We start from the raw sequence: 25784 nt of genomic DNA, 5'->3' as shown, positions 1-25784 counted from the left end.
TTTTCATATAATGGGACCGATAATGCTTTACGAATTCAAGCTTCCCGTCATCGTTCCGCAGATGTCCGGCGCCACCGTAGAATGTCTGTATAGCGCCAGGGACGATTCGCTTCGGCTGGGAAGCAAGCTGATGGATCTGAGCGTCGATCTCAGCAGCGCATTCGCCCAGGAATGCCCGCCCGTGTCGTTCTACCGGCTGGTGCTGCGCGAGGCGGTCTATCTTCGGCAAATCGACGTCCAGCCCGGACAGCACTGCGCCCTTGGCGACCGGATCGCGCTGTTCAGCACCGATCCTTCCGAACCGATCGACCAGGAGACGACGCGCCAGGTGCGCTACACCATCGCGGGCATCATCCATCACGACGGCATGTGGACGGGGAGCCATTCATGAACGGAATTCCCCTGCGGTTCGGGCCGCTGGCGTCGGATGGCTATGCCATCGTGCGCTCCGGATTGCGCTGGCTGCGCGAGAGCGGCCAGTTCTGCCGTGCCGGTCAACCCATCGCCTATTGCAATGTCAGCCTGGAGCCGGCCAGCGTCCGCGTCGGCCGCCATCACGCGGTCGCCGATGAACTGGAATTGCAGGTGGTCTTCGCCCCCCGCGTCAGCGGCCGGCTGACCATCCATCCGGAAATGGCCCGCGGCGGCTATCTGAGCATTCGCGGGGTCGATGCCTGGAAGCCGGACACGGTCCTGGGGCATATCGAACCCGACCAGCCGGTCGAGGAGGGCGATCCGGGACGGCTGCGCCTTATGGTGGTCGCGGGACGGCGCATGACCGCGCTGGCCGACGTGCATTCGGGCCTGCTGCCGGGCTGGAACGGCCGCAGTCGCGGCTGGTGGTGCGAGGAAGGCGAAACCCCCGTCACGCTCCTCAGCCTGGGCCTGTGCGACGCGACGGGGGTCATCCTGGGGGAGCAGTGCGCTTTCCTGGAAATGTTCGAAGCCGCCTCGGACGCGATGCAGTTCGTCTTCGTGCCCGATCACCCGGTGGCGCCCTGCGCGCCCGTGCTGCTGGACCAACTCACCCGGACGCCGGCCCAGTTCGACGCGCTTGCCGAGGATCTGCGCCGTTTTCTCGGCACGTCCGCCGTTCCGCCGACGGCCGACGACTGGATGTTCGCCGGCGCCCTTTTGTCGGTGCTGCGGAACACGCCCCTGAAAGACAATTACAACATCATCTCCTCCACCGGGACCCGCCGCCTGGGACCTCCGGATGCCGCCCTGCTCTCCCTCAGTGCCGAGCCGCAATCCATCCTGCGCCATCGCACGCTCGGGTATCATCTGCATATCATGCGTCACCATCAGGCCGCCGCCGGGCCGGCCATCCAGGCCTGGCTGAGCAGCGCCTTCGAACCGGTCAAGCGATCCATCGACGTCATTCGCCAGGATTACGAGAAGCTGATCGACACGCTCGCCCGCACCACGGGGGGCCGGATCCTCGTCCTGAACCGCATGTCCACATCCGGCTACGAGGATATATCGAACTACATGGCCTTCGACGCGCCCATGAGCGCCACGCTGTCGAACATCGCGGCCAAGGAGCAGAACCTGATGCTCCACGACATCGCCGAGACGCGCGAACTGACCATCATCGACGTCGATGCCCTGGCCGCCGAACTGGGTGCCGGCCAGCACCTGCCGGACGGCATCCACCAGAGCGGGCAGATGCAGGTCGCCCTGCGCCAGCGGATCCTTCAGGCCATGGCCGACATACGCGACGCCACGCCGGACGTCAGGGTGGCCGGGCGCGATCACTGACGCGGCATCTCGTCCCGCCGCAGGATCGGCACCAGCGCCCGGCTGGGCAGCAGGCGGCTGCCGCCCCACAGGATGGCGGCGTTCGTCACCAGGCCGACCAGGCCCGGATTGATCCCGCCCAGGTCGATGTCGCCCAGATACAGCCCGACCGACAGCAGATCGCCCGCCACCAGCCCAGCGACCACGGCCGCGGGGCTGACGGCCCGCGCCGCCAGGATGGCGAATATGCCGGGCGCCACCTGCGTGACGCCGAAATAGTACATGGTGTTGAACTTAATCATCACGCCCGACGCATGCGCCGCGCTGACGATCGAGAACAGCAGATAGACCGCAATCACGATCTGCGCCCCGTAACGCTGCTGGCGATCCGACAGGCCATGCAGCAGATTGTGCGACACCAATGGGCCGATGGCCAGGCAGATCCCCGCCAGCACGACCAACGCCGACAGCGCGCAGGCCGCCGCCACCAACCCGTCCATCCACCCCGGCAACAGGGCCAGGGATACTGCCATGAAAGCATCGTTGGGCGCATGCAGCGGCATCCCCGACCGCCGCGCATAATCCGCGACCCAGTACAGGAACGGGAACATCAGCATGTAAAGCGGCATCAGGATCTGGTTGCGCCGGACGATCCGTCGCGACCGGCCGGTAAACAGGAAGGCGATCGTCTGGGGCGCGACGCAGAAACCGATGGCCTGCAGCACCACCGTGGACATGGCGAACGCCTCCTCGCGTCCGGTCGGGCGGATTTGCGCGATATCCTGCCCAGCCTGCCGGACATCGGGCAGATGGCCCGAGGCCAGCAGCGCCGCGACACCGGCCGCCACGACGGCGACGATCATCATGACGTCCTTCAGGATCGACACATAGGCCGGCGCCCGGATCCCCGACAGCGCCACCCAGAAGAAGGCCGTCACCGCCGCCACCGTCGTGATGACGACTGTCGGAACCGGCCAGCCGAACCCCTGCAGCACGGCCAGGAGGCCGGTGAATTGCAGGTCGCCGAACGGGATCAGGAACAGGATGGCGTTCAGCGCCATCGCGACCTCGACCGCGCGGCTGCCGAAATGGTGCCGGAACAGATCGGCCATGGTGATGGCGTTATGGTCCCGCCCGGCCTGCCAGATCCAGGGGTTGAGGAAATAGCCGACGGGATAGGCCAGGACGATATAGCTGAGGAACCAGATGACGAACGCGGTGCCGTGACTGAACGTCCCGGCCGGAAATCCCAGGACGCTGCCGATGCTGTAGGTCTCGCCCACCGCCAGGAAGAACAGCAGCACCCCACCGAACTGCCCGGAGGCAACGAAGAAATCCCGCGACCCCTGGTGATGATGTCCCCGCCGGGAATACAGCGCGATCGCCAGCGACAACAGGATCACGAGGCAAAACGTCACTGTCGCCATGAAGGGGCTTTCTTTCCGTTGGCCTGTCGAATGCGCGGGGGGTATCAGCCCGCCTCGTCCGCCCGGTGGCGGTCATGCAGGAACCAGACGGCGGACAGGCAGACGCTGGTCAGGACGAACCACGCGAACAGCCAGAACACCACCGTGGGAAACCCCAGCACCGTTCCCCCCACGCGGTCCAGCAGCGGCAACGCCAGGTCGACCGCGACGAAGGGAAGGCCCACCCCGACCGGAATTCTCCACAGCGGAGCACGGACGTCCCGCCGTCTCCGCGCGGTACCCTGCGGCGCGATCGTCCGGGAAACCGCCTTAACCACGGGCCTGCCGGCAACCCGACGCGACGACGCACAGCAGTTCGAACAGAACGGTCGCCCCCGCCAGCGCGGTGATGCCGGACAGGTCGAAGGGCGGCGCGACCTCCACCACGTCGGCGCCGACGATCCGGACGCCGTCCAGCAGGCGCAGCATCTGCTGGGCCTCGCGCGTGGTGAAGCCGCCGATTTCCGGCGTACCTGTCCCCGGCGCCATCGAGGGGTCCAGGCAGTCGATATCGAAGGTCACGTAGGTCGGGCCATCCCCCGCGACCCGCCGCGCCTCCTCCATGACCCGCTCGGGGCCCAGGCGCACGCATTCCTCCATATACATCGTCCGTATGCCCTGTGCCCTGGCCCAGTCATGCTCGGCCGGGTCATAGAGCGACCCGCGCAGGCCGATCTGGATCGTGCGCCTCGGGTCAAGGATCCCCTCTTCGATCGCGCGGCGGAACGGCGTGCCATGGGTGTAGGGGCTGTTGCCGAAATAGGTGTCGTTGGTGTCCGAATGGGCGTCGAACTGGATCAGGCCCACCGGCCCCGACCGTGCCACGGCACGCAGCACGGGCAAGGTTGTCAGATGATCGCCCCCGACTCCCAGCGGGATCGCCCCCGCCCGCACGATTGCCGCCACCCCCGCCGCGATCCGTTCCAACGTGTCCCCGATATCGGTCGGATTGACCGACAGATCGCCGACATCGGCCACACGGGCGATGCGGAACGGCTGCAGGCCGGTCACGTGATGGACGCTACGCATCATGCTGGACTGGCTGCGGACCTCGCGCGGGCCATGCCGCGCGCCGGCGCGATTGGTGGTGCCCCCATCCCACGGGATGCCGTACAGCGCCACATCCAGGCCCGCTGCCGATTCCCGGTACGGCAGGCGCATGAAGGTCGCAAGACCGGCGAAACGAGGCACGCGTGCGGCATCAACCGGCTGGCAGTCGTCTGGTTCCATTGGAATATTCCGATCACGACATGAAAATCGGAATATCCATGGTTTCCGCCGATCCGGCAAGGCCGTCACGCCCCGGCGCGGGCCGCCCGGGCGCGATACATGTAGAACCACAGCAGCGTCTTGGCGTCGGTCCTGCCGATGCGCGGAATATCGTCACGCTGTCCACCGCGACCCGCCGCAGGTCGAACCCCGCCGCGGCCGCCAGCCACCGCCGGAAATGCGGGGCTACGCGGACCCGCGCATGGCAGTCCGCCGGGATCGTCGGGGCGAAGACGATCGGGACCCGCCCGCTCCCTACCTCGTCCATTGACGGCCCGATTCCCGGTGACTCGCGATTCCCGCGATGAAGATGGTCATTGTCCGATCATCCCCCCCAGTACCACCCACAGGATTGTCCCCAATTCTGTGGATAATATCGCGCCGCGTCACGCCCCGTCCGCGCTCCGATACCATTGGCGGTACCAGGCGACGAAGGCATCCACCCCGGCCTGCAAGGGCGTGGCGGGATGAAAGCCGGTCAGGCGTTCCAGCACCCCGCAATCCGCCCACGAGCGCGGCACGTCGCCCGGCTGCATCGGCAGCATGTTGCGGATCGCCTCGCGGCCCGTGGCCCGTTCGATGGCGACGATGAAATCCCGCAGGCCGACCGGCCGCCCCCCGCCGACATTCACCACGCGATAGGGCGCGACCGGGCTGGCGCCATGCCCGGCCTGGCTCGCCGGGGCGGGTGGAAGGGGCAGCAGGCGACAGACGGCCTCGACCAGGTCGTCGACATAGGTAAAGTCGCGCTCCATGTCCCCGCCGTTGTAGACGTCGATCGGCAGACCGGCGAGGATGTTGCGGGTAAAGCGGAACAGCGCCATATCCGGCCGCCCCCACGGCCCGTAGACGGTGAAGAACCGGCAGGCGGTGATCGGCAGGCCATGCAGATGGGCGTAGGAATGGCCGATGTCCTCGCACGCCTTCTTGGTCGCGGCATACAGGCTCAACGGCTGGTTGCACGGCAGATCCTCGGAGAACGGGATTTCGGGGCTGGCGCCGTAGACCGACGAGGTCGAGGCCAGGATGAAATGCCGGACCGGCAGATCCTTCACCTGTTCCAGCAGATTATGGGTGCCCACCACATTCGCGCTGACATAGGCGCTGGGGTTCTCCAGACTGTACCGCACCCCCGCCTGCGCCGCCAGATGGATGACGATGTCGGGCTGCGCCGCGCGGCAGGTCCGGGCCAGCGCGCGGGACTCCTCCAGCATGAACTCATGGCAGGTGAAGCCCGGCCGTGCGCGCAGGCGGGCATGCCGTGCCTGCTTCAGCGCGACATCGTAATAGGGGGTCATGCCGTCGATGCCCGTGACGTCGTGCCCCTCATCCAGCAGCCGCAGCGCCAGATGGAAGCCGATGAACCCCGCCGTCCCGGTCATGAGAATACGCAAGAAAACCTCCAGGACCGCCCGCGCCAGTCATCCGGCCCCAGCCCATACAGACCGGCGTGGACAATGAGAAGGGGCTGGGAGAAGAGCCGGGGCCGGATGACGATTGAACGGATCGCAAAGTTCACTTGCATCCCCTGCTATCGGATACCGTAACGTCCTTCCCTATGATACCGATCGAGACATCAGATTTTCCGGCGAGGATTCCAGGGGATATGAGCAGCAATCAGTGGTTCATCGACAGCGAGACCGGACATCTGGACGACGTCCTGCTCTGCCCGCCCACCTATTATGACTGGATCCCCAGCAACGACATCGCGATCCTGAGCCTGGAGAACGGCCGCAAGCCCGAAACGCACGCGGTCCGCAAGCAGTTCGACGAGATGGTGGACGCGCTGCGCGGCGCGGACGTCGCCTGCCATTTCCTCACCCCCCAGCCCGGCCTGCCCTATCAGGTCTATACCCGCGACAGCTCGCAGACGACGCCGTTCGGCACCGTCGTCACCAGCCTGTTCCGCCAGGAACGCAAGGGGGAAAAGGCGCTGATCGAATCGTTCTACGGCGAGGGCGAGATCTGGAAGACCGCGACCCGCGGCCATGTCGAGGGCGGCGACATCCACGTCATCAGCCCCGGCCTGCTGGCGGTGGGCGTCACCGGCACCCGGACCGACACCGCGGGGGCCGAGGAATTCACCGGCTGGTTCGACGAGGCCGGATGGCAGACGCGCATGATCCGCTTTTCGGACCATTTCCTGCATCTGGACGTCGTCTTCTCGATGGTGGCGGACAAGCTGGCCCTGGTCGCGCCCGACGCCCTGGCGGACGCCGATCTGGACTGGTTCCGCGCACAGGGCATCCGCCTGCTGCCGGTGACCTACAAGGAAGCGATGCGGGACATGGCGTGCAACGTGCTGGCTCTGGGCGACGGGCGAGTCGTCAGCCCCCGCCATTCCACCCGCGTCAACGAGATGCTGCGGGCCGAGGGGCTGACGGTGCTGGATCCGGAGCTGGACCAGTTCTCGCAGGGGGGCGGAAGCATCCATTGCATGACCATGCCCTTGCGCCGCCGCTCGCTGGCCGGGGCCTGAGGAACCGTTTTAACGGTGGCCCCGCCGGCGATGGGCCGCGACGGGCGGCCATGAAGGCCGAGATCGCTGTCCTGGCCGCCGCACTGGTGGGGCTGGTCCTGATCGGGCCGGCCGTCTTCCTGCTGGCGTCGCCGCCACCGGGCGTCGGCCTGTCGTGGGATATGGCCGACGCGGCGGGCTTTGCCGCCTTTGTCGTGCTGCTGGGCCTGTTCATGCTGAACGGACGGCCCACGGCCTGGCCGAACTGCGACGGCAAGTTCTTCATGGTGCTGCATCGGGGGCTGGGCGCCGGCGCGCTGGTCCTGCTGGGCCTGCATATCGTGCCGCCCCTATGGGTCGCGCCGTTGCTGGTCGACGACCTGCTGCCGTCGGGTCCCTGGCCGATGCTGGCGGGGCTGGCAGCCGCGTGCCTGATGCTGGCGGCGGCGCTGTCGGGCCTGCATGGCGTACGCCACGCGCTGTGGCGCACGGCGCGGCGGTTCCGGATCGGTCATTCCGTCATCGCCTACGCCACGCTGCCGCTGTCGGCCTTCCATGTGGCCGCGGCCGGACTGCATGTGAACACCACATGGAAGACGGCGCTCTGCGCGGCGCTGACCGCCGGGGCCGCCTCATGGACACCGGTGCGGTGGCTGCTGCGGCCGGGCCGGAACCGCGCGGCCCCCGGCCGAAAGCGATGGCGCAACATGTCCATCCATGCCCGGACCATCGTGGCCCTGATGCTGGCGGCCAGTGTGCTGTCGGCAGTGGGCTACGCCACGGTTACGCCGCATGGCGGCCCCGGATGACGGGTGGCCCGGGCCGGGTGTGCGGCGCGATGTTCGGGGTGGTCCTTCTGGCGGCGGCGGGGTGGGCGGTCGACAGGCTGCATGTGCAATCCGTGACGGCCCATCCGGCATTGCCGCTGCGTTTCGCGCACACCGATCACACGGCGATCAACTGCATTGCCTGCCACCATAACTACGCGCAATCGCGCATGGCGCGCCTGCCGCGGCAGGACTGCATCGCCTGCCACAAGACCGAGCCCGGACAGGCCCCCCGGGTCGAGGCGACGTTCCACCAGTTCTGCGAATCCTGCCACATCCGCCGGCGCGAACAGGGCCGCCCCGGCGGGCCCGTCCGCCTGTGCCAAGGCTGCCACGCCCCGCGTCCGCCCGGCAAGGGGCCCCTGGACTGACCGGGCACCGGGCGTGTTTCAGCCCTCCGGATGCACCTTCCATCCCGTCTCGCGCAGGCAGAACGCCAGGCCGATCGCCACCGCGACGCCGGCGATCAGCGGCAGGAATGCATGCTGGATCGTCGGCATGGACACCTGTTCGCCATTGCCCATCAACGCCGAGACGACGGGCGACATGATGCCGGTCGTCAGGAACACCATGAAGTTCATGACCCCCGCCGCCGTGCCCTTCAGTTGCGGCGGATTGATTTCCTTCATGCTGGAAAACGGGATCATCGCCGCCCCGGATGCAATTCCCATGACCAGCGCCACCGAATAGCGCGGCATGATCCCGACGGGGACATAGACAGCCACCAGGCAGGCCGCCAGCAGCACCGCCGCCCCCCCGATCAGCACCGGCCGCCGCCGCCCGATCCGGTCCGAGATGTAGCCCAGCAGCGGGCAGCCGATGACCCAGCCGATCGGCACCATCGAGACATCCGACGCCGCGAAGGCCATCGACGTGCCCTCGCCCACATGCAGCATCAGCGTGCCCCACACCAGCGCCCCGATGGTGGTGGGAACGAACAGCAGCCCGCCGATGGCGCCGGCGATCCAGCTTTGCCGATTGGCGAAGACCGTGCGGAAGGGCAGCATCAGGCTGCCGGCCGACAGCGGGCCGTGATGGGCGTGGCTGTCGCCGCCCTCGCGCGGCATCACCACCCAGGTGGCGACCGCCAGCGCGGCGCCGAGGGCGGCGAAGCCCAGCCAGACCTGCTGCCAGGCCATATGAACGCCGCCCGCCGGATCGATCAGCAGATGAACGGGTTTGGACCCGAAGGCGGCGCCCGCCATGCCCAGGCACTGCGTCAGCCCCACGAACAGCGCCAGCATCCGCGGCGGCAGGTAACGGGCCGCGACATAGGACGAGCCGATGAAGGCGAAGATCGCGCCCATCGCCTGCAAAACGAAGCCACCCATGCCCGCGGCCTCGCCGCCCTGGGCGAAGACCAGACACCCCACCGCCACCACGGCGATGCCCGACGGAATGGTGGCGTGCGCGCCATAACGGTCCAGCAGGACGCCCGCCACCAGGGCCATCAGGGCGTACGCGACGTAATAGGCCGCGATCATCGACCCGATATGATTGCCCCCCCAGGCCTGGGTCAGTTCTTCCTGCATCACGCCCGGCGCCGAGCGTACGGCGTACTGGTAGAAATAGAAGGCCGCGCACAGGAACCAGGCCAGCACATAAAGCGGCCGCAGCGCGGACGGGTTCGCCTTGTCGGCCCGTTGTGAGGGCGCGGCCGAAAAATTGGCGGATATTACGGACATGTGTCACATCGTCCCGTGAAGGTGCCCCGCGCCGGAATGGCGCGGGGCCAGAGCCTGCCTGCCGCTATTTCGCCGGCGGACGGGCATTCGCGGTCGCCACCCGGCGTCCCCACGAAATCAGTTCGCTGGTGCAGTCGTCCCGGTCGATGATGCATTCGATCAGCGTCGGGCCGCCGTGATTGTCCAGCGCCGCCCGCACGGCCTCGGCCATTTCGGCGCCGGTGGTCGCACGGAAGCCGCGCCCCTTCCCTTCTCCGGCGTTGAAGACCTCGATCAGGCCGGCGTAGTCCCAGTTCTTGATGTTGTTGTACGGTCCGTCGTGGATCTCGACCTCGATCGTGTAGCCGTGGTTGTTCACCAGGAACACGATCACCGGCAGCCCGCGCCGCACCATCTGCGCGACTTCCTGCGCGGTCAGCTGGAACGACCCGTCACCCACCATGGTGATGATGCGGCGCTTGGGTTCCGCCACGGCGTAGCCGAACGTCGCGGGAACGGACCACCCGATATGCCCCCACTGCATTTCGAACTCGACGCGCGCCCCCTGCGGCAGCTTCATACGCATGGCGTTGAACCAGGAATCGCCGGTTTCGGCCAGCAGCGTCGTCTCGGGCGTCAGCAGCGCGCCGATCTGCCGCGCCATTTCGGCGCGCGTCAGCTTGGCGGTCGGGGCCGCGCTGTCCACCGGCGCGGGTGCGCCGACGATACGACGGTATTCCGTCATCGTGCCCCCCTTCTTCGGCTGGCCCGCCAGGCGCGCCGCCAGGGCCGTCAGCAGGTCCTTCAGGTGCAGCCCGTCAAAGACCTGCCCGTCCAGCGTCACCGTGCCGATATCGGCCTGCACGACGTTCGCGCCGCGGGGCCATGCGGTCCAGCCCACGGTGGAATAATCGTTGAACACGCAGCCCAGGCACAGGATGCCGTCGGCCCAGTCGAAGATCTCGCGCGCGCCGGGGCTGCTGGCCTCGCCCCAATAGGTGCCGATATAGTTCGGATAGTTTTCGGGGAAGAAGCTCTTGGCGGCGGCCATCGTCGCCACGGCGCACCCCAGCGCGTCGGCCAGCGCCACCGCGCCCTCCCCGCCATCGGCCGCGCGCAGCTTGCTGCCGACCAGGATCGCCACCTTGTCGCGCTTCGCCAGGAAGGCCGCGATCGCCTCGACCGCCGCCTCCAGCGTCGCGGCGTCGCCGGGCACCTGCGACAGCACGGCGCTGACGGGGCCGGGGCGCGCGCAGGCCGCGCCGGCGACGTTGCACGCGATTTCGATATAGGCGGGCTTGCGCTCGCGCAGGGCGGTGCGGATCGCGTGATCGATCTTCGCCGGCGCCTCGTCGGCCGAGATGATCGAGACCGCGGCGCAGGTGATGCGGCGCGCCATCTCGATCTGATAGGCATAGTCGGGCGTGCCGATCGTATGGTGCAGGATGTGCCCGCTGCCATGATCGTTCGAGTTCGGCGCGCCGGAAATCAGGATCAGCGGCAGGTTTTCCGCATATGCGCCACCGACCGCGTTGAACGCGGAAATTGCGCCGACGCTGAACGTGACAATGGCGGCGCCCGCCCCCTTCGCCCGCGCATACCCTTCGGCGCTATAACCGCAATTCAGTTCGTTGCAGCAATAGACCTGCTCCATCCCGTCGATTTTCAGCAATTGATCGAGCAGGACGAGGTTGTAATCCCCGGCTACGGCGAAATGATGGTCGAGGCCGATCTGCTTCAGCCGGTCGCCCAGATACATCCCTACGGTATATGTCATTCTTGTGCTTCCCTGTCCTGTTGACAGCCGCTATCCAACCGCCGGGCCCTTCCATGGGCCCCGCGGGACACAGCATCGTCCGGCATGCACGTCTTCCGATCCAGGTCCGGACCGAAACCTGGAACAATCCAGACATAACGACGATCGTGCGTTCATAAGTGCGGTCGCATCCATATGCCGTCCCGCGGCGGGATCGTGGATCCGGACCGGCCCCGGACACAAGGCCAATCGTCGCATGGGACTTCTTCCTTTTCCGTTATTACAAACGGATTTCCCGTCACAGCATGGACCGTCCGGAACTGGCCGGGTCTGTACGCACCGCCCCCGAAAGAACCGAATTCCCCCAACGTGCGGCAGCGTCCGGATTCTCTCGTGATCCCGCTTTCCATAGACGCGCGGCAAGGGCGGCGCGTTGATGTGAATCAACCGGCGCGGATTTTGACAGAAGCCATGATGACGGGGCCGGCGATCAGCCCGGATCGGCCCCGTTCTCCACTTCGCGCAGCAGATGGATATAGCGTCCGGCATCGAAGCGGGGCTTGACGAACATCCGGCGCACGGCCGTCATGCCGTTATGGGTGAAATAAGCGCGCGGCGCCCCGTCTTCGACCGCGACCCGCAACAGCCCGCGCGCCAGCAGGTCGCGGATGGATGCCGGGATGCGCGGCTGGCCGGTGCGTGGCCCGCTTTTCCACGTCGGCAGGATGATCCCGTCCGACAGGGATGGATTATGCCCCGAATAAGTGCCGAAGGCCCATCGTATGAAGCGCTCCTCGGCCCGGGTCAGGCTGGTCTCTCCCATGTGATTCGCTCGCGTTCTTGCTTTTATGTTTCTACGCGCGGTCCGGCCCCGAGGGGCCGGGTCTATTTCAATACTGTCAGGGCGGCCTGTGCAATCTGTTCGTCATGATCGGGCGTATCGACCGACACGCCAATTCCGCCGACGACCTGGCCATCGATGACGATGGGTTCGCCCCCTTTCATCATGACATAGCCCTGCGCCGTCACCAGCGCCGGGCGCGGCCCGTCGATCGCGCCTTCCAGCACCGCGGTCGGACGGCGGAACATCACCGCCGTCCGGGCCTTTCCCGGCGCCAGATCGACACTGGCACGCATATAGGCATTGTCCATCCGCGCCAAGGCCACCACCTGCCCGGCATCGTCGACAACGGCGACGACGCCGGGCCACCCGTTGCGCGTGGCCTCATGCAGCGCGGCCTGCAGCAGACGTTCGGCCAGCGCCAGGGTCAGGACCGGCCGCGAGGCCAGCCCCGGCGTCGCCGCCCGTGTCGCCATGGGGCCTGCGACCAGCGCAAGCCCCAGGAAGAACGCCGGCATATAGCGTGCCGTCTTGCCGATCATCGTCTTACTCCCCCCTGGTTTCGTCCGAGCTTCGCCCGGACCGCCGTCACGATGGTGACGGATCGACGGTGTTCCTGCTTTCCGGCGTCGGTCCGCTGTTGATCGTCCTGCGGATCCGCGCGACATCCTCCGCGCTGACCGGCGCGCCATGGTTGCCCCAGCTTGTCCGGATGAACGTCACGACATCCGCCACGTCCCGGTCATCCAGCCGCCACCCCAGGCCCGGCATCCCGAAGGCCGCCGGCGCGCCCGCCGTGGGCGCCATCCGCGACCCTTCCAGCACGATCCGGACCAGCGACATCGGATCGGCGCTGTTGACGACGGAACTGAGCGCCAGGCGCGGGAAGACGCCGTCATAGCCCTGGCCGCCGGTCCGGTGGCATGCCGCGCAATTATCGAGGAAGACGCGACCGCCCCGCGGCAGGTCGTGTCCGGTCCGCAGCGCCGTCGTGGCCGTGGCGTCGGGGCGCAGCGCCGGCGCCGCGCCACCCTTGCCGCCCAGGCTCTTGAGATAGAGGGCGATGGCCGTCAGGTCGTCATCGTTCAGATACTGGGTGCTGTGGACCACGACGTCCTTCATGCCGCCGAACGCGGCGACCTGGTCGGTGCGGCCGGTCTTGAGGAACGTGACGATATCCCGCACCGACCATGCCGACAGCCCGTCAGGCCCGTCCGACCGCAGGCTCTTGGCCAGCCAGCCGTCGATCGGCGCGCCCGACAGATAGGCCGTCCCGTCCACGTCGGTCAGCGCCTTTTCCTGCAGGGCGAAGCCACGCGGCGTATGGCACGACCCGCAATGTTCCAGCCCCACCACCAGATAGCGCCCGCGCGCCAGTTGATCGGCGGAACCGGACGGCGGCGCCGTTGCGGTCGCGGGTGACGGGGCGAACATCGCGTCCCAGACCATCAGGGGCCAGCGCATCGACAGCGGCCACGCGATGTCGGCGGGCCGGTTGGGCTGATGCTGCGGCTTCACCCCATGCATGAAATAGGCATACAGCGCCTGCATGTCGTCGGGGCTGACACGGGCGTAGGACGGGTACGGCATGGCCGGATACAGGCGGTGGCCCGCCTGGTTGACCCCGCCACGCACCGCGCGGTCGAACGCCGCGAAATCGTAGGTCCCGATCCCGGTCTCCGGGTCCGGCGTGATGTTGGTCGAATAGATCCGCCCCATCGGGGTCTGGATGGCCAGCCCCCCGGCGAAGGGCGCCCCGCCCGTCGCGGTATGGCAGGCCACGCAATCGCCGGCGCGGGCGATATAGGCGCCACGCGCCACCTGGGCATCGTCGGCCGCGTGCGCGCCGCCCGATGCGAACGCCAGGCCGGCAAGCAGGGCGGCGGCGGAGAGATGTCTGGTCATCATCAGGTCCTCCTTACGCCTGCACCAGGGGGCCGGGGTTTTTCAGGTACTGCTCCCGGATGGCCTTGGCCGCCCAGTAGGCCAGCGCGCCGACCAGGCCGGTCGGGTTGTAGCCCATGTTCTGCGGGAAGGCGCTGGAGCCCATCACAAACACGTTGGGCACGTCCCAGCTTTGCAGGTAGCGGTTGACCACGCTGTTGCGCGGATCGGCGCCCATGATCGCCCCGCCGGTGGTATGGGTGCTCTGGTAAAAGCGGACATCGTATTTCGCGCCGGGAGTCACCCGGTTGGTCACCCAGTATTTTTCCGCGTTCATCGCCTTGGCGATCTCGCTGATCCTGTCGCCGACATGGTGCATCAGCCGGGCTTCGTTATCGTGCCAGTTGTAGGTCAGGCGCAGCAGCGGCTGGCCATATGAATCGCGATAGGTCGGGTCGAGGTCGAGATAGACATCCTGATACGCCGCCACCGACCCCGACAGGTCGATATGCAGTTCGCGCTGGTAGGTGTCCTTGACGGCCGACTTCCAGGCGCTGCCCCATTTCGGGGTGCCGGGCACGGTCGGGGTCATCTGGATCGGGCGACCGCCCAGGCGCACATGACGCACGCTGGCGCCCCCGACAAACCCCAGCGGACCATGATCGAACTGGTCGCCGTTCACGTCGTCGATCGAAACGCCGCCCGCCCCGGTGCCGATGAACGGGTTGAGCCGCGTGCCCGACGGCAGCAGTACCTCCACCCCGCCCATCGCCTGGTAGGCATAGTTCATGCCGACCACGCCTTCGCCGGTCTTCGGATTGTAGGGCTTTCCGATCCCCGACAGCAGCAGCAGACGCACATTGTGCATCTGGTAGGCCGTGACGATGACCAGGTCGGCCGGCTGGAAGATCTCGCGCCCCTTGCCATCGACATAGGTGACGCCGGTAGCCTTCTTTCCCGTCGAATCGAGGTTGATCTTCAGCACCTGCGCGCGGGGCCGGACCTCGAAATTCGGCTTGCGTAGCAGGACCGGCAGGATCGTGGTCTGCGGCGACGCCTTGGAATACATGTAGCAGGCGTAGTTTTCGCAGAACCCGCAGAAATTGCACGGCCCCAGGCGAACGCCGTAGGGGTTGGTGTACGGCGTGGAGCAATTGGCCGCCGGCGCGTAGTACGGATGGAACCCGGCCTCGACCGCGCCCTTCCAGACCAGATCGGCGCCATAACCGTTATGCAGCGGCGGCGTGGGGTAGTCCTTGCTGCGCGGGCCCTCGAACGGATTGCCGCCCTCGATCTTCCGGCCGCCCAGGTTGCCGGCCTTGCCCGACGTTCCGCACACATACTCGAATTTGGTAAAGAACGGCTCCAGCTCGTCATAGGTGACGGGGAAATCGCGGATGGTCATGCCTTCGGGGATGAAATGCCTGCCGTAGCGCTGCTCGTAGCGGGTACGAAGCTGCAGTTCCTCCGGCAGGACGCGGTAATGCATGCCGTTCCAGTGCAGGCCCGCCCCGCCGACGCCATTGCCCAGCAGGAACGACCCGTGCTGGCGGTACGGCACCGCCAGGTCGTCCACCCCGTGGCGAACCGTCACCGTCTCGCGCGACAGGTCCTGATACAGCTTGCCCCGGATCGAATAGGCCAGTTCGTCGATCACCTGCGGATAGCGCGCATCGGTCGGCGTGTCGCGCATCTCGCCGCGTTCCAGCGCCAGGACGTCCAGCCCCGCCTCGGTCAGTTCCTGGCCCAGGATCGCCCCGGTCCAGCCGAACCCGATCAGGACCACGTCCTTCTTTTTCATGGTGATGGTCATCGGATTTACGCTCTCTCGCCGGAAATCGACACCGGCCCGTAGGGGTATGGCGTGTTGGGACGGTCGATCCAGTCCATGTAATCGGCCCGCACACCGGGGAAGCCGATCATCTTCCAGCTGGCCATGCCCTTGTTTCCGCCATGGATCGGATCGGCGAAGAACCCTTCCTTCGTGTTCGTCAGCAGAAAGCCGAAGAACGTGGCCGAGGGCACGTCCGCGAAGACGATCCGGCCGGCTTCCAGGTCATGCATCGCGGCGGTCTGTTCGGCGACCGCGAGGTCCGCGAAAGGCCTGCCATGCGTCTTCACGCACCAGGCATCGAAATTCCCGATACCCCGCCGATAGATATCGCGCGGCACCAGGTCGAGCTGATAGCCGAGTTCGGGCGCCACCTCGGGATGGAACGGGCCGCCCATGAACCACAGCTTGCCGTGCCCGTAAGGCATCTCCATCTGGCCGTCGATGAATTCCGGAATACCGACGGCGGCGCCGCCCGGACCGTTCTCGTCGGCGGGGATCAGGATGTCCGCGGCAGCCCGCAGGAACCGCCACTCCGCAGCGGTGAAATAGCGCGGCGCGTAGGCCCCGCCGGACGCTTCGGGCGTTTCCACGGCATGGCCGACCGCGGGGGCCGCGCCCACGGCCAGGGCCGCGGCCGGGCCGGCCGAGACGAGCGTGCGGAGAAAACCTCTCCGGTCCGGTTGGGTCATGCTCACATCCTGTTCCTTTCGCATATCGGGGCCGCGCCATGTCTGAACGGCAGGACGACCGGTCATTCCGTCCCCCTGCCGCAGCCGCCCGAAACCCGCGTGCAGGCGTTTTTTGTTACTTAAACGTTATATATTTATCGACATGGCCATTGCGATGACGGCAGCGCATGATAGCCCTGCCTTTACATGAACTTTACATGCGCCTGCGATAGCCCGTCTTTCTATCCTTGCGACCATTGTTTGTTATAACAAAAAAAATCGCGATGCCTTCTGTCCACCCAAGGTCACACAGCTTGCGATCAACACAGCTTCTTCAAAAAATAAATATCCTCGACACATTAAAAGGACCACACCCCTTTTGTTCACATAAAAGTTAACAAGTATTGTTAGTCTAAGAAATCAGGATTGACCCGGTATATCCGTACCGATTTGAACAGATATACCGTCACCCCTATTTCAAATCATGGAAAATCGTGGGAAAGCTCTTTCGGCCTCGACGCCAGGACCGTTTTTTCCCTGCAAGGACAGGACGTACGACCGTCGATCCGACATGCCTTCCGCATGTTTCCCTTGTTCGTTACGATCACATAAAAGTCATAAAGCCATAAAAATCCGGTCGTGACACGCAGTAAAACAGAAGAATGAACATGAAATACAGCGTGATGGCGACGCTATGCTTTCGCCGCATACCACAGTCCCTAAAAATGGCAGGCGTCTTTCTTTCCGTTATGCTGTCGGTCCCCACGTCCGGCGAGGCCGCGCCGACCGTCACCTCCCGGGACGCCGCACCACCTTCGACCCCACGGGCGGCCGTGCCGCCCAAGGCAGGGATATCGCCGCGCGCCCCGCTGAAGAACGAACTGGACCCGCTGTTCCGGGGCGAGGCGGTGTCGTCATTGCTGCCGGACCGCTGGGACGCCCTGCGCGACTCCGACATGACCGATCCGTATTTCATCCCGGCACAGGCATCGGGACATCTGATTCCGCAGTTGCAGCCTTTCCGATCCCGCCTGGCGCAACACGGCGTGGCGTTCAACTTCACCTACAAGGGTGAGGCCATGGCCAACATCAATGGCGGGCAGCAGCGCGGCATGGACTATGTCCACGAACTGACGTTGCAGGTCAATTTCGACCTGGAACGGATGGCCGGGCTGAAGGGCTGGACGGTCCATACCCTGGTCATGGAACGTGTGGGCCGCGAGGTCTCACGCGACCGGGTGGGCGAACCCTATATCAGCCTGATGGAAGTGTACGGCCTGTCCGGCCATTCGGTCGCGCATCTGGTGGATTTCTATGCCGAGAAGAAATTCCTGAACAACCGCGCGGACGTCACCTTCGGACGCATGTCTCTGACGCACGTCTTCGCCACGTCGCCGCTGATCTGCTCGTTCATGGTCACCTGCTCGGCCCCGGTGGCGCTGAAGGTCGATGCCGGGTTCAGCGTGTATCCGAAGGCCACCTGGGGGGCGCGATTCCGCATGCGCCCGACCCGCGACACGATGCTGCAGGTCGGCGCCTACAACGTGGCCCCGCTGGCCAGCAATCCCAGCGGCTGGGCCTGGGGCAGCGAGCCCAGCACCGGCCTGATGCTGCCGATCGAATTCACCTGGCAGCCTTTCCTGGGCCGGAACCGGTTGCCGGGTCACTATGTGCTGGGCTTCGCCCACGACAGCACCCGCTATCCGGACTCGCTGGGCGCCGTCCCGGCCGCGCTCGCCGAACAGAAAAGCTCGGCGCCCCGGGATTCGGTCTGGATCATGACGGACCAGATGATCTACCGCGCCGGCGGACACGGCCAGATGGATGGCGGGTACGTGATGGCGGGCTATCTGCACAACACCCCCCACGTCTCGACCATCGCCGACGAGGTCTATGTCGGCGGGTCCTTCCCCGGCTTCATCCCGTCGCGGCCGAAAGACCGGATCGGCGTGCTGTATTCCTGGTACCATGTCAGCGACCGGCTGTATGACGGCCAGGCGATCCGCCAGCAGGCCGGTCTGCCGCTGGGCGCGATGGTACTGGCGCCGCAGACCAATTCGTCGGTGATCGAGGCCTATTACGGCTTCACGCCGATGCAGGGCATCACGCTGCAACCGGAATTCCAGTACATGATCCGCCCCGGTGAAACGTCCCGCATCCCCGACGCCGCGCTGGTCGGCCTGAAAGTGATCGCCACGCTGTAGCGCCTGCCCCTCGACGACGGATCGTTCCTTGCCCATATCCTGTCTGCACGGGAAACGACTTGGCAAGCAGGGACGAACTCATGGCAGGCGACGACGTCCATTACTACGAGCCGCGTAACGGGCATGGGCTGCGCCATGATCCGTTTTCCGCCATCGTCGGGCCGCGCCCGATCGGGTGGATTTCCACCCGGTCAGCCCAGGGCCGCGCCAATCTGGCGCCCTACAGTTTTTTCAACGCCTTCAACTATCGCCCGCCGATCATCGGCTTCGCCAGCGTGGGCTGGAAGGACACGGTGGCCAACATCCGTGACACCGCCGAATTTGTGTGGAACCTCGCCACCCGCCCTATGGCCGCCCGGATGAATCTGACCTCCGCCGCCGTGCCGCAGGACGAATTCGCGCTGGCCGGCCTGGCGCAGGCGCCCGCGCGGCTGGTCGGCGCGCCGCGCGTCCACGCCAGCCCGGTCAATTTCGAATGCCGGCTGACCCAATTGTTCCCCCTTCGCGACAAGGAAGGCGCGGAACTCGAAAGCTGGATGATCCTGGGCGAGGTCATCGCGGTGCATATCGACCGGGCCATGCTGGTCGACGGGGTGTACGACACCGCCCGCGCCCACCCCATCCTGCGCGCCGGCGGCCTGGGCCGCTATGCCGGGATCACCGAGAACGCAATGTTCGACATGAACCGCCCGGCCGGCGAGGACGACGTGACGGCGATGGTGCGCGCCCTGGATGCTGCCCCGGATGCCTGAACCGGCGCATATGACCGGACAGCGGAAAGGGCCAGCGAGAGACGTGACGATCCCGACCCCGATCGAAGCCTTGACTGTGGCGAAGGCGGTCGTCGCCACGCGCTATGCAGACGCCGCTTTCGCGTTTGCGGCGGGTTCGATCATGCGGGGTGACGGCACATACCTGTCCGACATCGATCTGGTGGTGATCCACGATCGTCTGGAAACGGCGCGGCGCGAATCTTTCACCGCCGATGGCTTTCCGATCGAAGCATTCGTCCACGATCCGGAGACGCTTGCGTGGTTCGTGGACGCGGATGTGGCGCGGGGTCGCCCCAGCATCCTCAACATGATCGCCGAAGGCAAGATCATCGGAGACGCCGACCGTGCGCGGGCGCTGCAACGGGACATGGCGCGGCGCCTCGCCGACGGGCCGCCCCCGCTGGCGCCGGGCGAACGCGATGCCCTGCGCTACGACATCACGGACGCAATCGACGACCTGCGTGGTGAACGCCGTCCAGGCGAGATCCTGGCGATCGGCGCCACCCTGTATCCTCGACTGGTCGAACTGTCATTGCGGGGGCGAGGCCGATGGAACGGTGCGGGCAAATGGGCGCCTCGGCTTCTTGCGGCCGTGGATGCCGATCTGGCCGTCCGGTACGAACACGCCTTCCGCATTTTGTTTGTGTCAGGAAAATGCGAAGACGTCATTGCGCTCGCCGAACGCGAAATGCAGCCCCATGGGGGGCCGCTGTTCGATGGCGATTGCCGCCCCGCGCCGTCCTCCTGGCGCATCCGACCAAGGAGCGAACCATGAGCAGCCTTCCGCTCCAGGCCGGGCGCACAGCGTTCGGCGGCAATCCCGACAGCTACGAGGCAGCCCGGCCGCCCTATCCGGACGCCGTTTATGCGGCTTTGCGGGAACGATGCACGATTACCGGCGCGCGCCTGTTCGAGATCGGGGCCGGAACGGGAAAGGCCACGTTTCCCCTGCTGGCCGACCGACCGGCACAGTTGACGGCCGTGGAGCCGGATGCGCGTCTCACCCGGCATCTGGCCGATCTGGCAGGCAACGACTGGCCCATGCTGGACATCATGGCGACCTCCTGGGAAGAGGCGGTCCTGCCCGATGGGGCCTACGATCTGGGCTTTGCAGCGACCGCGTTTCACTGGTTGCCCCAGGGGGAAGCCTTGCGGAAAATTGTCCGCGCACTCAGGCCCGGCGGCTGGTGGACCATGTGGTGGAACGTTTTCGGCGATCCGGATGCACCGGATGCGTTTCACCAGCGCGCGGGCGCCCTGTTCCGGGGTCTACGGAGTTCGCCGGCATGGGCGCCGGGGCGGCGGCCATTCGGGCTCGATATCGACGCCCGGATCGCCGATCTGAAGCAGGCCGGGTTTGAAGATCCGGTCGTGGATGTTCTCCGGTGGACGATCCAGATGGACGCGGGCCAGGTCCGCGCCCTGGCGGCGACATTTTCGGAAGTCGTGAACGCCGGCGAGCACGCACGGCAAAAACTGCTCGATGACCTGACCAGTCTGGTCGAAGACGAATTCGGCGGCCAGGTCGAAAGACATTTCGTTACGCCGATGTATATGGCGCGCAAGCCCTGAACACCCCGGTAGCGGAAGACGTCAGAACATCTCGCTGATGCGGGCGCCGATCTGCCATTCCGCGCTGAGCTGTGGGCCGTTCAGCTTCTGATAGACCGGCTTGCCACCCTCGATCGCGAAATGACTGTAGCCAGGCAGCCCCAGGCTGTGGCCGTCGATGTCCAGTCCCCCCAGAAGCTGAAGGCGCTGGCCGCCGTAATAGACCGGATTCATCGGTTGCCCCGGTCCATTTATCATCAGGTCGCGTCCGCCGATCCGGTCCTGGCGCGTATAGTCGACGCGAAACGAAAGAACCATGTCGCCGGGCAGAAGATAGCCGCCCCACAGATCTTCCTCGTACATCGCCCCCCAGTTGTAATCGTGACTGTTCCGGGCGAAGGGAATGCGCGCGCGGAACGCGCCGCCCCACGACCAGCGGCCCGCCGTTCCCAGATAGGTCAGGCCGGGCAGCGCCTCGACGGAACCGGTTCCCATCTGCATCCCGTAGGGCGCGCGCATCTGCATACGCATCCCCATGGGCGCGAGCATCGTAATCGTCTCCGTGGTGGAGCCGCTGGGCAGGCCCAGCCCGAAGTTGAGATGCAGATGCGTATGCTGGTCCTGATAAAATCGGACGATCGCGTTTACGCTGGTATCTCCGAACCCGCTGGTGCTTCCGCTGTTGGACCCCAGAACGGTACTCCCCATCATGCCCTTGTACGTGGTCATACGCATGTATTTGCGCGTCCAACTGGACATGACGCTGACGTTCAGCCAGTCGGAAACCGCATACATCACGCCGAACATGTACATCTGCGCGTTCATGCCATCGGGAACGACGCGGATTTTCGAGCCGGTCACCGCGTTGTACGTTGTCGCGATCGCGCCCGATGAAACAGTGTGATCGCCGACCATATTCCCCTGCATGCCCATGAAACCGGGGCTGAACATCAGGGAAACATGCCCGCTCGCCATCATCCTGGCCCCGGGCAACGCCGCCGGAGCGGCAACCCGCCCCAGCCCGTGGTGGATGGTGTCGCCGCGCACGATCGCGCTGTCGCCGAAGGTCTCGCTGCTTTTGTGATCGAGGATCTGCCGTAGCCACGAACGACGCGGCGGCGTGCCGCATACATCGACCTGTGTGGTGCTGGACGGCGCGCCGACCGCACGATCGGTTGCGCCCGCGCAGGCATCGGGCCTGCGCCCCCCGAGCGCCGAATCGCCTTGTGCATGGGCCGACCCATGTGCAACCGCCAGCGCCGTCGCGAAGGCGGTTACGATCAATCGACACCCCGCCATCAGGGCCGCGCCCGGTTGCCCCTGCCGTTTCCTTGTGCCCGCTTCCGATCGCTGTCCCATCACGCCAACCCGCAGCCCCGCTCCCTCACTATATTCGTCCATATATAGACGAATATAGTTACTGTCACGATCTGACTTCAGAGAGCGTTCCGCATCACGCTCCGCGCGACCGGGCGAAGCGGAATCGTTGAATCGCCAGTTACTGGTGAGACAACATTGCGTCTGCCCCGTGGTCGCACGCCTGCGCGTGGAGCCATTCATGAACAGCCCTGACCAGCGCCCGATCCTTGCTCTCGTACAGAATGCGTCCGCCGGCCGGCAGCGGAACAAACTGGATGTGCATGCGCCCGGCCCCGGCGGCCAGTGCCTGCAACCCAGGCATGGTCAGGCCATGCATGGCAGCCGGACCACTGTAATCCCCCTTGGCGCGCAGGCCCGCCTGGACGGAAAGATGCTGGCGGATCAGCGCGATCTGGGCCGCATCGTTGTCCGTCGACACCACATCCTGCTCGCCGCCGCCCGGCAGCGGCGTAAAAATATGAAGCGTGCGCGACAGGTCGAACGGCATGCCCGACGCACCGAAATGCGCCTTCGCCATCATGCTCATCCCGGCATGCATGTGGTGATGACCCATGGGACACTCCTCGGCCAGAGCGCCGCCGCCCATGAGGCCCGCCGCCGACAGGGCCAAGACGGCAAAGGTCGCGATCCGCCCGCGTAACGTCCGGTCAGAACGATAATTCATGCAATTTCCTGCCTTTCCTGCGCCCGCTCCGCCATCGTGATGCGGAGGGGACATTTTCTGACACCAACATCCTGCGTCGCGCCGCAACCCGCCACAACGGCCTCTTTCCCATCCCAGGCACCGCGTGCGGGCATGGACAGCCGGCGGACGGCGACCACGCGTTCCTCCCGATCGCGAAATAACTGCCCTTCGCCCGGTGCGGACGGGTCCATGTCGGTTCCGATCATCGCCAGGGCGCGGTTATGGTCTAGACCGCCACCAGGACCCGACGACCGGAAGATGACGACGACATGACCCCTGACCCGACGCGCGACACCACCACACCCACGGACGCCGTGCGCGTACGGGGGGCGCGGGAACATAACCTGCGCGACGTCAGCCTGGACCTGCCGCGCGACCGGCTGGTGGTGTTCACCGGCGTGTCGGGCTCGGGCAAATCGTCGCTGGCCTTCGGCACATTGTATGCCGAGGCCCAGCGCCGCTATCTGGAATCGGTCTCGCCCTACGCGCGGCGGCTGTTTCAGCAGATGCCCGTTCCCGACGTCGATTCCGTCGACGGCCTGCCGCCCGCCGTGGCGTTGCAGCAGCAGCGCGGCGGCAGCACCAGCCGGTCGTCGGTCGGCAGCATCACCACGCTGTCGAACCTGCTGCGAATGCTCTATTCCCGCGCCGGAACCTACCCACCCGGCCTGGCGATGCTGGAGGCCGAATCCTTCTCGCCCAACACGCCGATGGGGGCCTGCCCCCGCTGCCACGGGCTGGGGCGGGTCCACGACGTCACCGAACGGACGCTGGTGCCCGACGACAGCCTGTCGATCCGCGATCGGGCCGTCGCCGCCTGGCCGACCGCCTGGCAGGGACAGAACCTGCGCGATATCCTGATTACGCTGGGCATCGACGTCGACTGCCCCTGGCGCGACCTGCCCCGCGACACCCGCGACTGGATCCTGTTCACCGACGAGACGCCGACCGTCCCGGTCTATCCCGGCCTGGACCGCGACGCGGTGCGGCGCGCGATCGCCCATGGTATCGAGCCGTCCTATAACGGCACCTTCACCGGCGCGCGGCGCTACGTGACGCAGACCTTCGCCAAATCGCAGAGTGCGGCGATGCGTAAGCGCGCCGAATCCTTCATGGTCGCGACCGATTGCCCGTCCTGCCATGGCCGGCGCCTGAACCCCGATGCGCTGCGCGTCACCTTCGCCGGGCTGGACATCGCACAGCTTGCCGCCCTGCCCCTGGCGCGGATCGCGGACCTGCTGAAGCCCGCGGCCAGGACGACGGGCGCCGAGGCGACCGACATCGTGGCCCGGCGCATCGCCGCCGATCTGATCGGGCGGATCGGCGTACTGCTGGATCTGGGGCTGGGCTATCTTCAGCTCGATCGCGGGGTGCAGACCCTGTCGCCCGGCGAATACCAGCGCCTGCGGCTGGGAACGCAGATCCGATCCAGCCTGTTCGGCGTCGTCTATGTGCTGGACGAACCGTCGTCGGGCCTGCACCCCGCCGACACCCAGGCGCTGCTGGCGGCGCTGGACGGATTGCGCGCAGCCGGAAATTCGCTGTTCGTGGTCGAGCATAATCTGGATGTCATCCGCCGCGCGGACTGGATCGTCGATGTCGGCCCCGACGCCGGCGAGCGCGGAGGCGAGATCCTGTACAGCGGCCCGCCGGACGGCCTGCGCGACGTCGCCGGGTCGCGGACGCGACCCTATCTGTTCGCACTCCCCGCCCCGATCGCCCGCGCGCCGCGCGAACCGCGCGGGTGGCTGCGGCTGGCGGACGTGACATGGAACAATCTGGCGGGGCTGGAGGTCGGCTTCCCGTTGGGCGCGTTCACGACCGTCACCGGCATATCCGGATCGGGCAAGTCCAGCCTGGTGGGCCAGGCGCTGGTCGGCATCGTCGCCCGCGCGCTGGGCCAGGCCCTTCCGGTCGAAACGCATGACGGCGCGCAGGACGGCCCAGCTCCCGCCGTCCGCGAACCGCAGGGTCATGTGGCCGACGGGCTGGCCGGGGTGCGGCGGCTGGTGATGATCGACCAGAAGCCGATCGGCCGGACGCCGCGATCGAACCTGGCCACCTACACGGGGCTGTTCGACACGGTACGCAAGCTGTTCGCCGACACCGACCTTGCGCGCAGCCGCCGCTACGATGCCGGGCGGTTTTCCTTCAACCTGCCCAAGGGGCGCTGCCCGACCTGCGAGGGCGAGGGCGCGGTGATGGTGGAGCTACTGTTCCTGCCCAGCGTCTATGCTCCCTGCCCCACCTGCCATGGCGCGCGCTACCGGCCCGAGGTGCTGGAAGTCACCTATCGCGGCCATTCGATCGCCGACATCCTGGGCCTGAACGTGGACGACGCCTACGCCCTGTTCGCCGACCATCCGGCGCTGGAGATCAGCCTGGATACGCTGCGCCGGGGCGGGCTGGGCTATCTGCGGCTGGGCCAGCCGGCGACGGAACTGTCGGGCGGCGAGGCCCAGCGCATCAAGCTAGCCACCGAACTGCAGAAGCAGCGACGCGGCCACACGCTGTATGTGCTGGACGAACCGACGACCGGGCTGCATCCGTCGGACGTGGACCGGCTGATGACCCATCTGGACAGCCTGGTCGCCGCTGGCCACACCGTCATCGTGGCCGAACACGACATGCGCGTGGCCGCCGCCGGCGACTGGATCGTCGATCTGGGCCCAGGGGCCGGCGACGTCGGCGGGCGGGTCGTCGCCGCCGGACGTCCGGCCGACATCGCCCAGGCCCTGGACAGCCGCACCGCGCCGTTCCTGCGCCGGGTCATGGGCGGATAGT

At 66.5% G+C, this 25784-nt stretch carries 25 protein-coding genes; 10 read left to right on the top strand and 15 right to left on the bottom strand.

The features are described from left to right. The first annotated feature begins 22 nt into the window (after nucleotides 1–22). Both HLH21_RS03805 and HLH21_RS03800 read left to right on the top strand, forming a co-directional pair. The gene (locus HLH21_RS03805; protein ID WP_182941478.1) at nucleotides 23–391 is read left to right on the top strand and encodes a hypothetical protein; all 369 of its coding nucleotides are present in this window, start codon (nucleotides 23–25) and stop codon (nucleotides 389–391) included. Continuing rightward, nucleotides 388–1761, top strand: a complete 1374-nt coding sequence (locus HLH21_RS03800) for an SGNH/GDSL hydrolase family protein (RefSeq protein ID WP_182941476.1) — start codon at nucleotides 388–390, stop codon at nucleotides 1759–1761. Before HLH21_RS03805 ends, HLH21_RS03800 begins: the two co-directional genes overlap by 4 nt. Here the strand turns inward: HLH21_RS03800 and HLH21_RS03795 are convergent. The 5 genes from HLH21_RS03795 to HLH21_RS03775 all read right to left on the bottom strand — a co-directional run bounded on the left by HLH21_RS03795 (nucleotide 1755) and on the right by HLH21_RS03775 (nucleotide 5869). Next, a complete protein-coding gene (locus HLH21_RS03795) occupies nucleotides 1755–3167 on the bottom strand; it encodes a sodium:solute symporter family protein (protein WP_182941475.1) in 1413 nt (470 codons plus the stop codon). The two genes, HLH21_RS03800 and HLH21_RS03795, sit on opposite strands and share 7 nt — an antisense overlap. Nucleotides 3168–3211: 44 nt before the next feature. After that, entirely contained in the window at nucleotides 3212–3391 is a 180-nt protein-coding gene (locus tag HLH21_RS03790; protein ID WP_264811870.1) for a DUF3311 domain-containing protein, read from the bottom strand. 85 nt (nucleotides 3392–3476) lie between these two features. Then, nucleotides 3477–4436 (bottom strand): agmatinase, encoded by a 960-nt coding sequence (speB, locus tag HLH21_RS03785; RefSeq protein WP_220789664.1) that lies wholly within the window; start codon nucleotides 4434–4436, stop codon nucleotides 3477–3479. A gap of 13 nt (nucleotides 4437–4449) precedes the next feature. Further along, nucleotides 4450–4743 carry a hypothetical protein gene (locus tag HLH21_RS16885; protein ID WP_220789663.1) on the bottom strand — a complete coding sequence of 98 codons (294 nt, stop codon included), beginning with the start codon at nucleotides 4741–4743 and terminating at the stop codon, nucleotides 4450–4452. Between the two features lie 118 nt (nucleotides 4744–4861). Beyond that, complete coding sequence (locus HLH21_RS03775) at nucleotides 4862–5869, bottom strand: NAD-dependent epimerase/dehydratase family protein (RefSeq protein WP_182941471.1); 1008 nt, start codon at nucleotides 5867–5869, stop codon at nucleotides 4862–4864. A gap of 212 nt (nucleotides 5870–6081) precedes the next feature. On the opposite strand from HLH21_RS03775, the gene HLH21_RS03770 reads away from it, so the two are divergent. From HLH21_RS03770 to HLH21_RS03760, 3 genes are read left to right on the top strand one after another with little or no spacing between them, the layout of a single operon-like run. Further along, nucleotides 6082–6954 carry a dimethylarginine dimethylaminohydrolase family protein gene (locus HLH21_RS03770; protein ID WP_182941469.1) on the top strand — a complete coding sequence of 291 codons (873 nt, stop codon included), beginning with the start codon at nucleotides 6082–6084 and terminating at the stop codon, nucleotides 6952–6954. A gap of 50 nt (nucleotides 6955–7004) precedes the next feature. After that, nucleotides 7005–7742, top strand: coding sequence for a ferric reductase like transmembrane component (locus HLH21_RS03765; RefSeq protein WP_182941467.1), 738 nt, complete (start codon nucleotides 7005–7007; stop codon nucleotides 7740–7742). Beyond that, a complete protein-coding gene (locus HLH21_RS03760) occupies nucleotides 7739–8131 on the top strand; it encodes a cytochrome c3 family protein (protein ID WP_182941465.1) in 393 nt (130 codons plus the stop codon). Before HLH21_RS03765 ends, HLH21_RS03760 begins: the two co-directional genes overlap by 4 nt. Nucleotides 8132–8149: 18 nt before the next feature. On the opposite strand, the gene HLH21_RS03755 is transcribed toward HLH21_RS03760, so the two are convergent. The 7 genes from HLH21_RS03755 to HLH21_RS03725 all read right to left on the bottom strand — a co-directional run bounded on the left by HLH21_RS03755 (nucleotide 8150) and on the right by HLH21_RS03725 (nucleotide 16428). Then, entirely contained in the window at nucleotides 8150–9445 is a 1296-nt protein-coding gene (locus tag HLH21_RS03755) for an MFS transporter (protein WP_182941463.1), read from the bottom strand. A 64-nt stretch (nucleotides 9446–9509) separates the two neighbouring features. Then, the gene (locus HLH21_RS03750; protein WP_182941461.1) at nucleotides 9510–11201 is read right to left on the bottom strand and encodes an alpha-keto acid decarboxylase family protein; all 1692 of its coding nucleotides are present in this window, start codon (nucleotides 11199–11201) and stop codon (nucleotides 9510–9512) included. Nucleotides 11202–11670: 469 nt separating this feature from the next. Next, nucleotides 11671–12003 carry a hypothetical protein gene (locus HLH21_RS03745; protein WP_182941459.1) on the bottom strand — a complete coding sequence of 111 codons (333 nt, stop codon included), beginning with the start codon at nucleotides 12001–12003 and terminating at the stop codon, nucleotides 11671–11673. 62 nt (nucleotides 12004–12065) lie between these two features. Next, nucleotides 12066–12563, bottom strand: coding sequence for a GlcG/HbpS family heme-binding protein (locus HLH21_RS03740; RefSeq protein WP_220789662.1), 498 nt, complete (start codon nucleotides 12561–12563; stop codon nucleotides 12066–12068). A gap of 46 nt (nucleotides 12564–12609) precedes the next feature. Further along, nucleotides 12610–13929, bottom strand: coding sequence for a cytochrome c (locus HLH21_RS03735; protein WP_182941457.1), 1320 nt, complete (start codon nucleotides 13927–13929; stop codon nucleotides 12610–12612). Nucleotides 13930–13939: 10 nt separating this feature from the next. Next, the gene (locus HLH21_RS03730) at nucleotides 13940–15706 is read right to left on the bottom strand and encodes a GMC family oxidoreductase (protein ID WP_246379179.1); all 1767 of its coding nucleotides are present in this window, start codon (nucleotides 15704–15706) and stop codon (nucleotides 13940–13942) included. 17 nt (nucleotides 15707–15723) lie between these two features. Next, nucleotides 15724–16428, bottom strand: coding sequence for a gluconate 2-dehydrogenase subunit 3 family protein (locus HLH21_RS03725; RefSeq protein ID WP_182941454.1), 705 nt, complete (start codon nucleotides 16426–16428; stop codon nucleotides 15724–15726). Between the two features lie 728 nt (nucleotides 16429–17156). Here HLH21_RS03725 and HLH21_RS03720 point away from each other — a divergent pair. From HLH21_RS03720 to HLH21_RS03705, 4 genes are all read left to right on the top strand, one after another. Beyond that, nucleotides 17157–18611, top strand: a complete 1455-nt coding sequence (locus HLH21_RS03720; RefSeq protein WP_246379177.1) for a carbohydrate porin — start codon at nucleotides 17157–17159, stop codon at nucleotides 18609–18611. An 80-nt stretch (nucleotides 18612–18691) separates the two neighbouring features. Continuing rightward, on the top strand, nucleotides 18692–19363 hold the full coding sequence (locus HLH21_RS03715; protein ID WP_182941450.1) for a flavin reductase family protein: 672 nt from the start codon (nucleotides 18692–18694) through the stop codon (nucleotides 19361–19363). Between the two features lie 43 nt (nucleotides 19364–19406). Then, nucleotides 19407–20159: a nucleotidyltransferase family protein gene (locus HLH21_RS03710; RefSeq protein ID WP_264811871.1), complete on the top strand. Its 753-nt coding sequence runs from the start codon at nucleotides 19407–19409 to the stop codon at nucleotides 20157–20159. Further along, complete coding sequence (locus HLH21_RS03705; RefSeq protein WP_182941446.1) at nucleotides 20108–20956, top strand: class I SAM-dependent methyltransferase; 849 nt, start codon at nucleotides 20108–20110, stop codon at nucleotides 20954–20956. The genes HLH21_RS03710 and HLH21_RS03705 overlap by 52 nt, the downstream gene beginning before the upstream one ends. A 21-nt stretch (nucleotides 20957–20977) precedes the next feature. On the opposite strand, the gene HLH21_RS03700 is transcribed toward HLH21_RS03705, so the two are convergent. From HLH21_RS03700 to HLH21_RS03690, 3 genes are all read right to left on the bottom strand, one after another. Then, nucleotides 20978–22219, bottom strand: a complete 1242-nt coding sequence (locus HLH21_RS03700; RefSeq protein ID WP_182941444.1) for a hypothetical protein — start codon at nucleotides 22217–22219, stop codon at nucleotides 20978–20980. 214 nt (nucleotides 22220–22433) lie between these two features. Next, a complete protein-coding gene (locus tag HLH21_RS03695; protein ID WP_182941442.1) occupies nucleotides 22434–22979 on the bottom strand; it encodes an aspartate carbamoyltransferase in 546 nt (181 codons plus the stop codon). Beyond that, nucleotides 22976–23191 carry a hypothetical protein gene (locus tag HLH21_RS03690; protein WP_220789661.1) on the bottom strand — a complete coding sequence of 72 codons (216 nt, stop codon included), beginning with the start codon at nucleotides 23189–23191 and terminating at the stop codon, nucleotides 22976–22978. Before HLH21_RS03690 ends, HLH21_RS03695 begins: the two co-directional genes overlap by 4 nt. A gap of 78 nt (nucleotides 23192–23269) precedes the next feature. On the opposite strand from HLH21_RS03690, the gene HLH21_RS03685 reads away from it, so the two are divergent. Further along, nucleotides 23270–25783 (top strand): excinuclease ABC subunit UvrA, encoded by a 2514-nt coding sequence (locus HLH21_RS03685; protein ID WP_182941438.1) that lies wholly within the window; start codon nucleotides 23270–23272, stop codon nucleotides 25781–25783. The last annotated feature ends 1 nt before the right edge of the window (nucleotide 25784 follow it).

The sequence above is a fragment of the Gluconacetobacter johannae genome, from assembly GCF_014174305.1.
Lineage (GTDB): Bacteria > Pseudomonadota > Alphaproteobacteria > Acetobacterales > Acetobacteraceae > Gluconacetobacter > Gluconacetobacter johannae.
This window is presented reverse-complemented; position numbering and strand designations above follow the sequence as displayed.

Coding starts and splice junctions, on each gene's coding strand:
- HLH21_RS03805 (WP_182941478.1), top strand. CDS start 23: ATGCTTTACGAATTCAAGCTTCCCGTCATCGTTCCGCAGATGTCCGGC.
- HLH21_RS03730 (WP_246379179.1), bottom strand. CDS start 15,706: ATGAAAAAGAAGGACGTGGTCCTGATCGGGTTCGGCTGGACCGGGGCG.
- HLH21_RS03725 (WP_182941454.1), bottom strand. CDS start 16,428: ATGACCCAACCGGACCGGAGAGGTTTTCTCCGCACGCTCGTCTCGGCC.
- HLH21_RS03720 (WP_246379177.1), top strand. CDS start 17,157: ATGCTGTCGGTCCCCACGTCCGGCGAGGCCGCGCCGACCGTCACCTCC.
- HLH21_RS03760 (WP_182941465.1), top strand. CDS start 7,739: ATGACGGGTGGCCCGGGCCGGGTGTGCGGCGCGATGTTCGGGGTGGTC.
- HLH21_RS03715 (WP_182941450.1), top strand. CDS start 18,692: ATGGCAGGCGACGACGTCCATTACTACGAGCCGCGTAACGGGCATGGG.
- HLH21_RS03765 (WP_182941467.1), top strand. CDS start 7,005: ATGAAGGCCGAGATCGCTGTCCTGGCCGCCGCACTGGTGGGGCTGGTC.
- HLH21_RS03690 (WP_220789661.1), bottom strand. CDS start 23,191: ATGGACCCGTCCGCACCGGGCGAAGGGCAGTTATTTCGCGATCGGGAG.
- HLH21_RS03695 (WP_182941442.1), bottom strand. CDS start 22,979: ATGAATTATCGTTCTGACCGGACGTTACGCGGGCGGATCGCGACCTTT.
- HLH21_RS03795 (WP_182941475.1), bottom strand. CDS start 3,167: ATGGCGACAGTGACGTTTTGCCTCGTGATCCTGTTGTCGCTGGCGATC.
- HLH21_RS16885 (WP_220789663.1), bottom strand. CDS start 4,743: ATGGACGAGGTAGGGAGCGGGCGGGTCCCGATCGTCTTCGCCCCGACG.
- HLH21_RS03800 (WP_182941476.1), top strand. CDS start 388: ATGAACGGAATTCCCCTGCGGTTCGGGCCGCTGGCGTCGGATGGCTAT.
- HLH21_RS03755 (WP_182941463.1), bottom strand. CDS start 9,445: ATGTCCGTAATATCCGCCAATTTTTCGGCCGCGCCCTCACAACGGGCC.
- speB (WP_220789664.1), bottom strand. CDS start 4,436: ATGGAACCAGACGACTGCCAGCCGGTTGATGCCGCACGCGTGCCTCGT.
- HLH21_RS03685 (WP_182941438.1), top strand. CDS start 23,270: ATGACCCCTGACCCGACGCGCGACACCACCACACCCACGGACGCCGTG.
- HLH21_RS03735 (WP_182941457.1), bottom strand. CDS start 13,929: ATGATGACCAGACATCTCTCCGCCGCCGCCCTGCTTGCCGGCCTGGCG.
- HLH21_RS03740 (WP_220789662.1), bottom strand. CDS start 12,563: ATGATCGGCAAGACGGCACGCTATATGCCGGCGTTCTTCCTGGGGCTT.
- HLH21_RS03770 (WP_182941469.1), top strand. CDS start 6,082: ATGAGCAGCAATCAGTGGTTCATCGACAGCGAGACCGGACATCTGGAC.
- HLH21_RS03745 (WP_182941459.1), bottom strand. CDS start 12,003: ATGGGAGAGACCAGCCTGACCCGGGCCGAGGAGCGCTTCATACGATGG.
- HLH21_RS03750 (WP_182941461.1), bottom strand. CDS start 11,201: ATGACATATACCGTAGGGATGTATCTGGGCGACCGGCTGAAGCAGATC.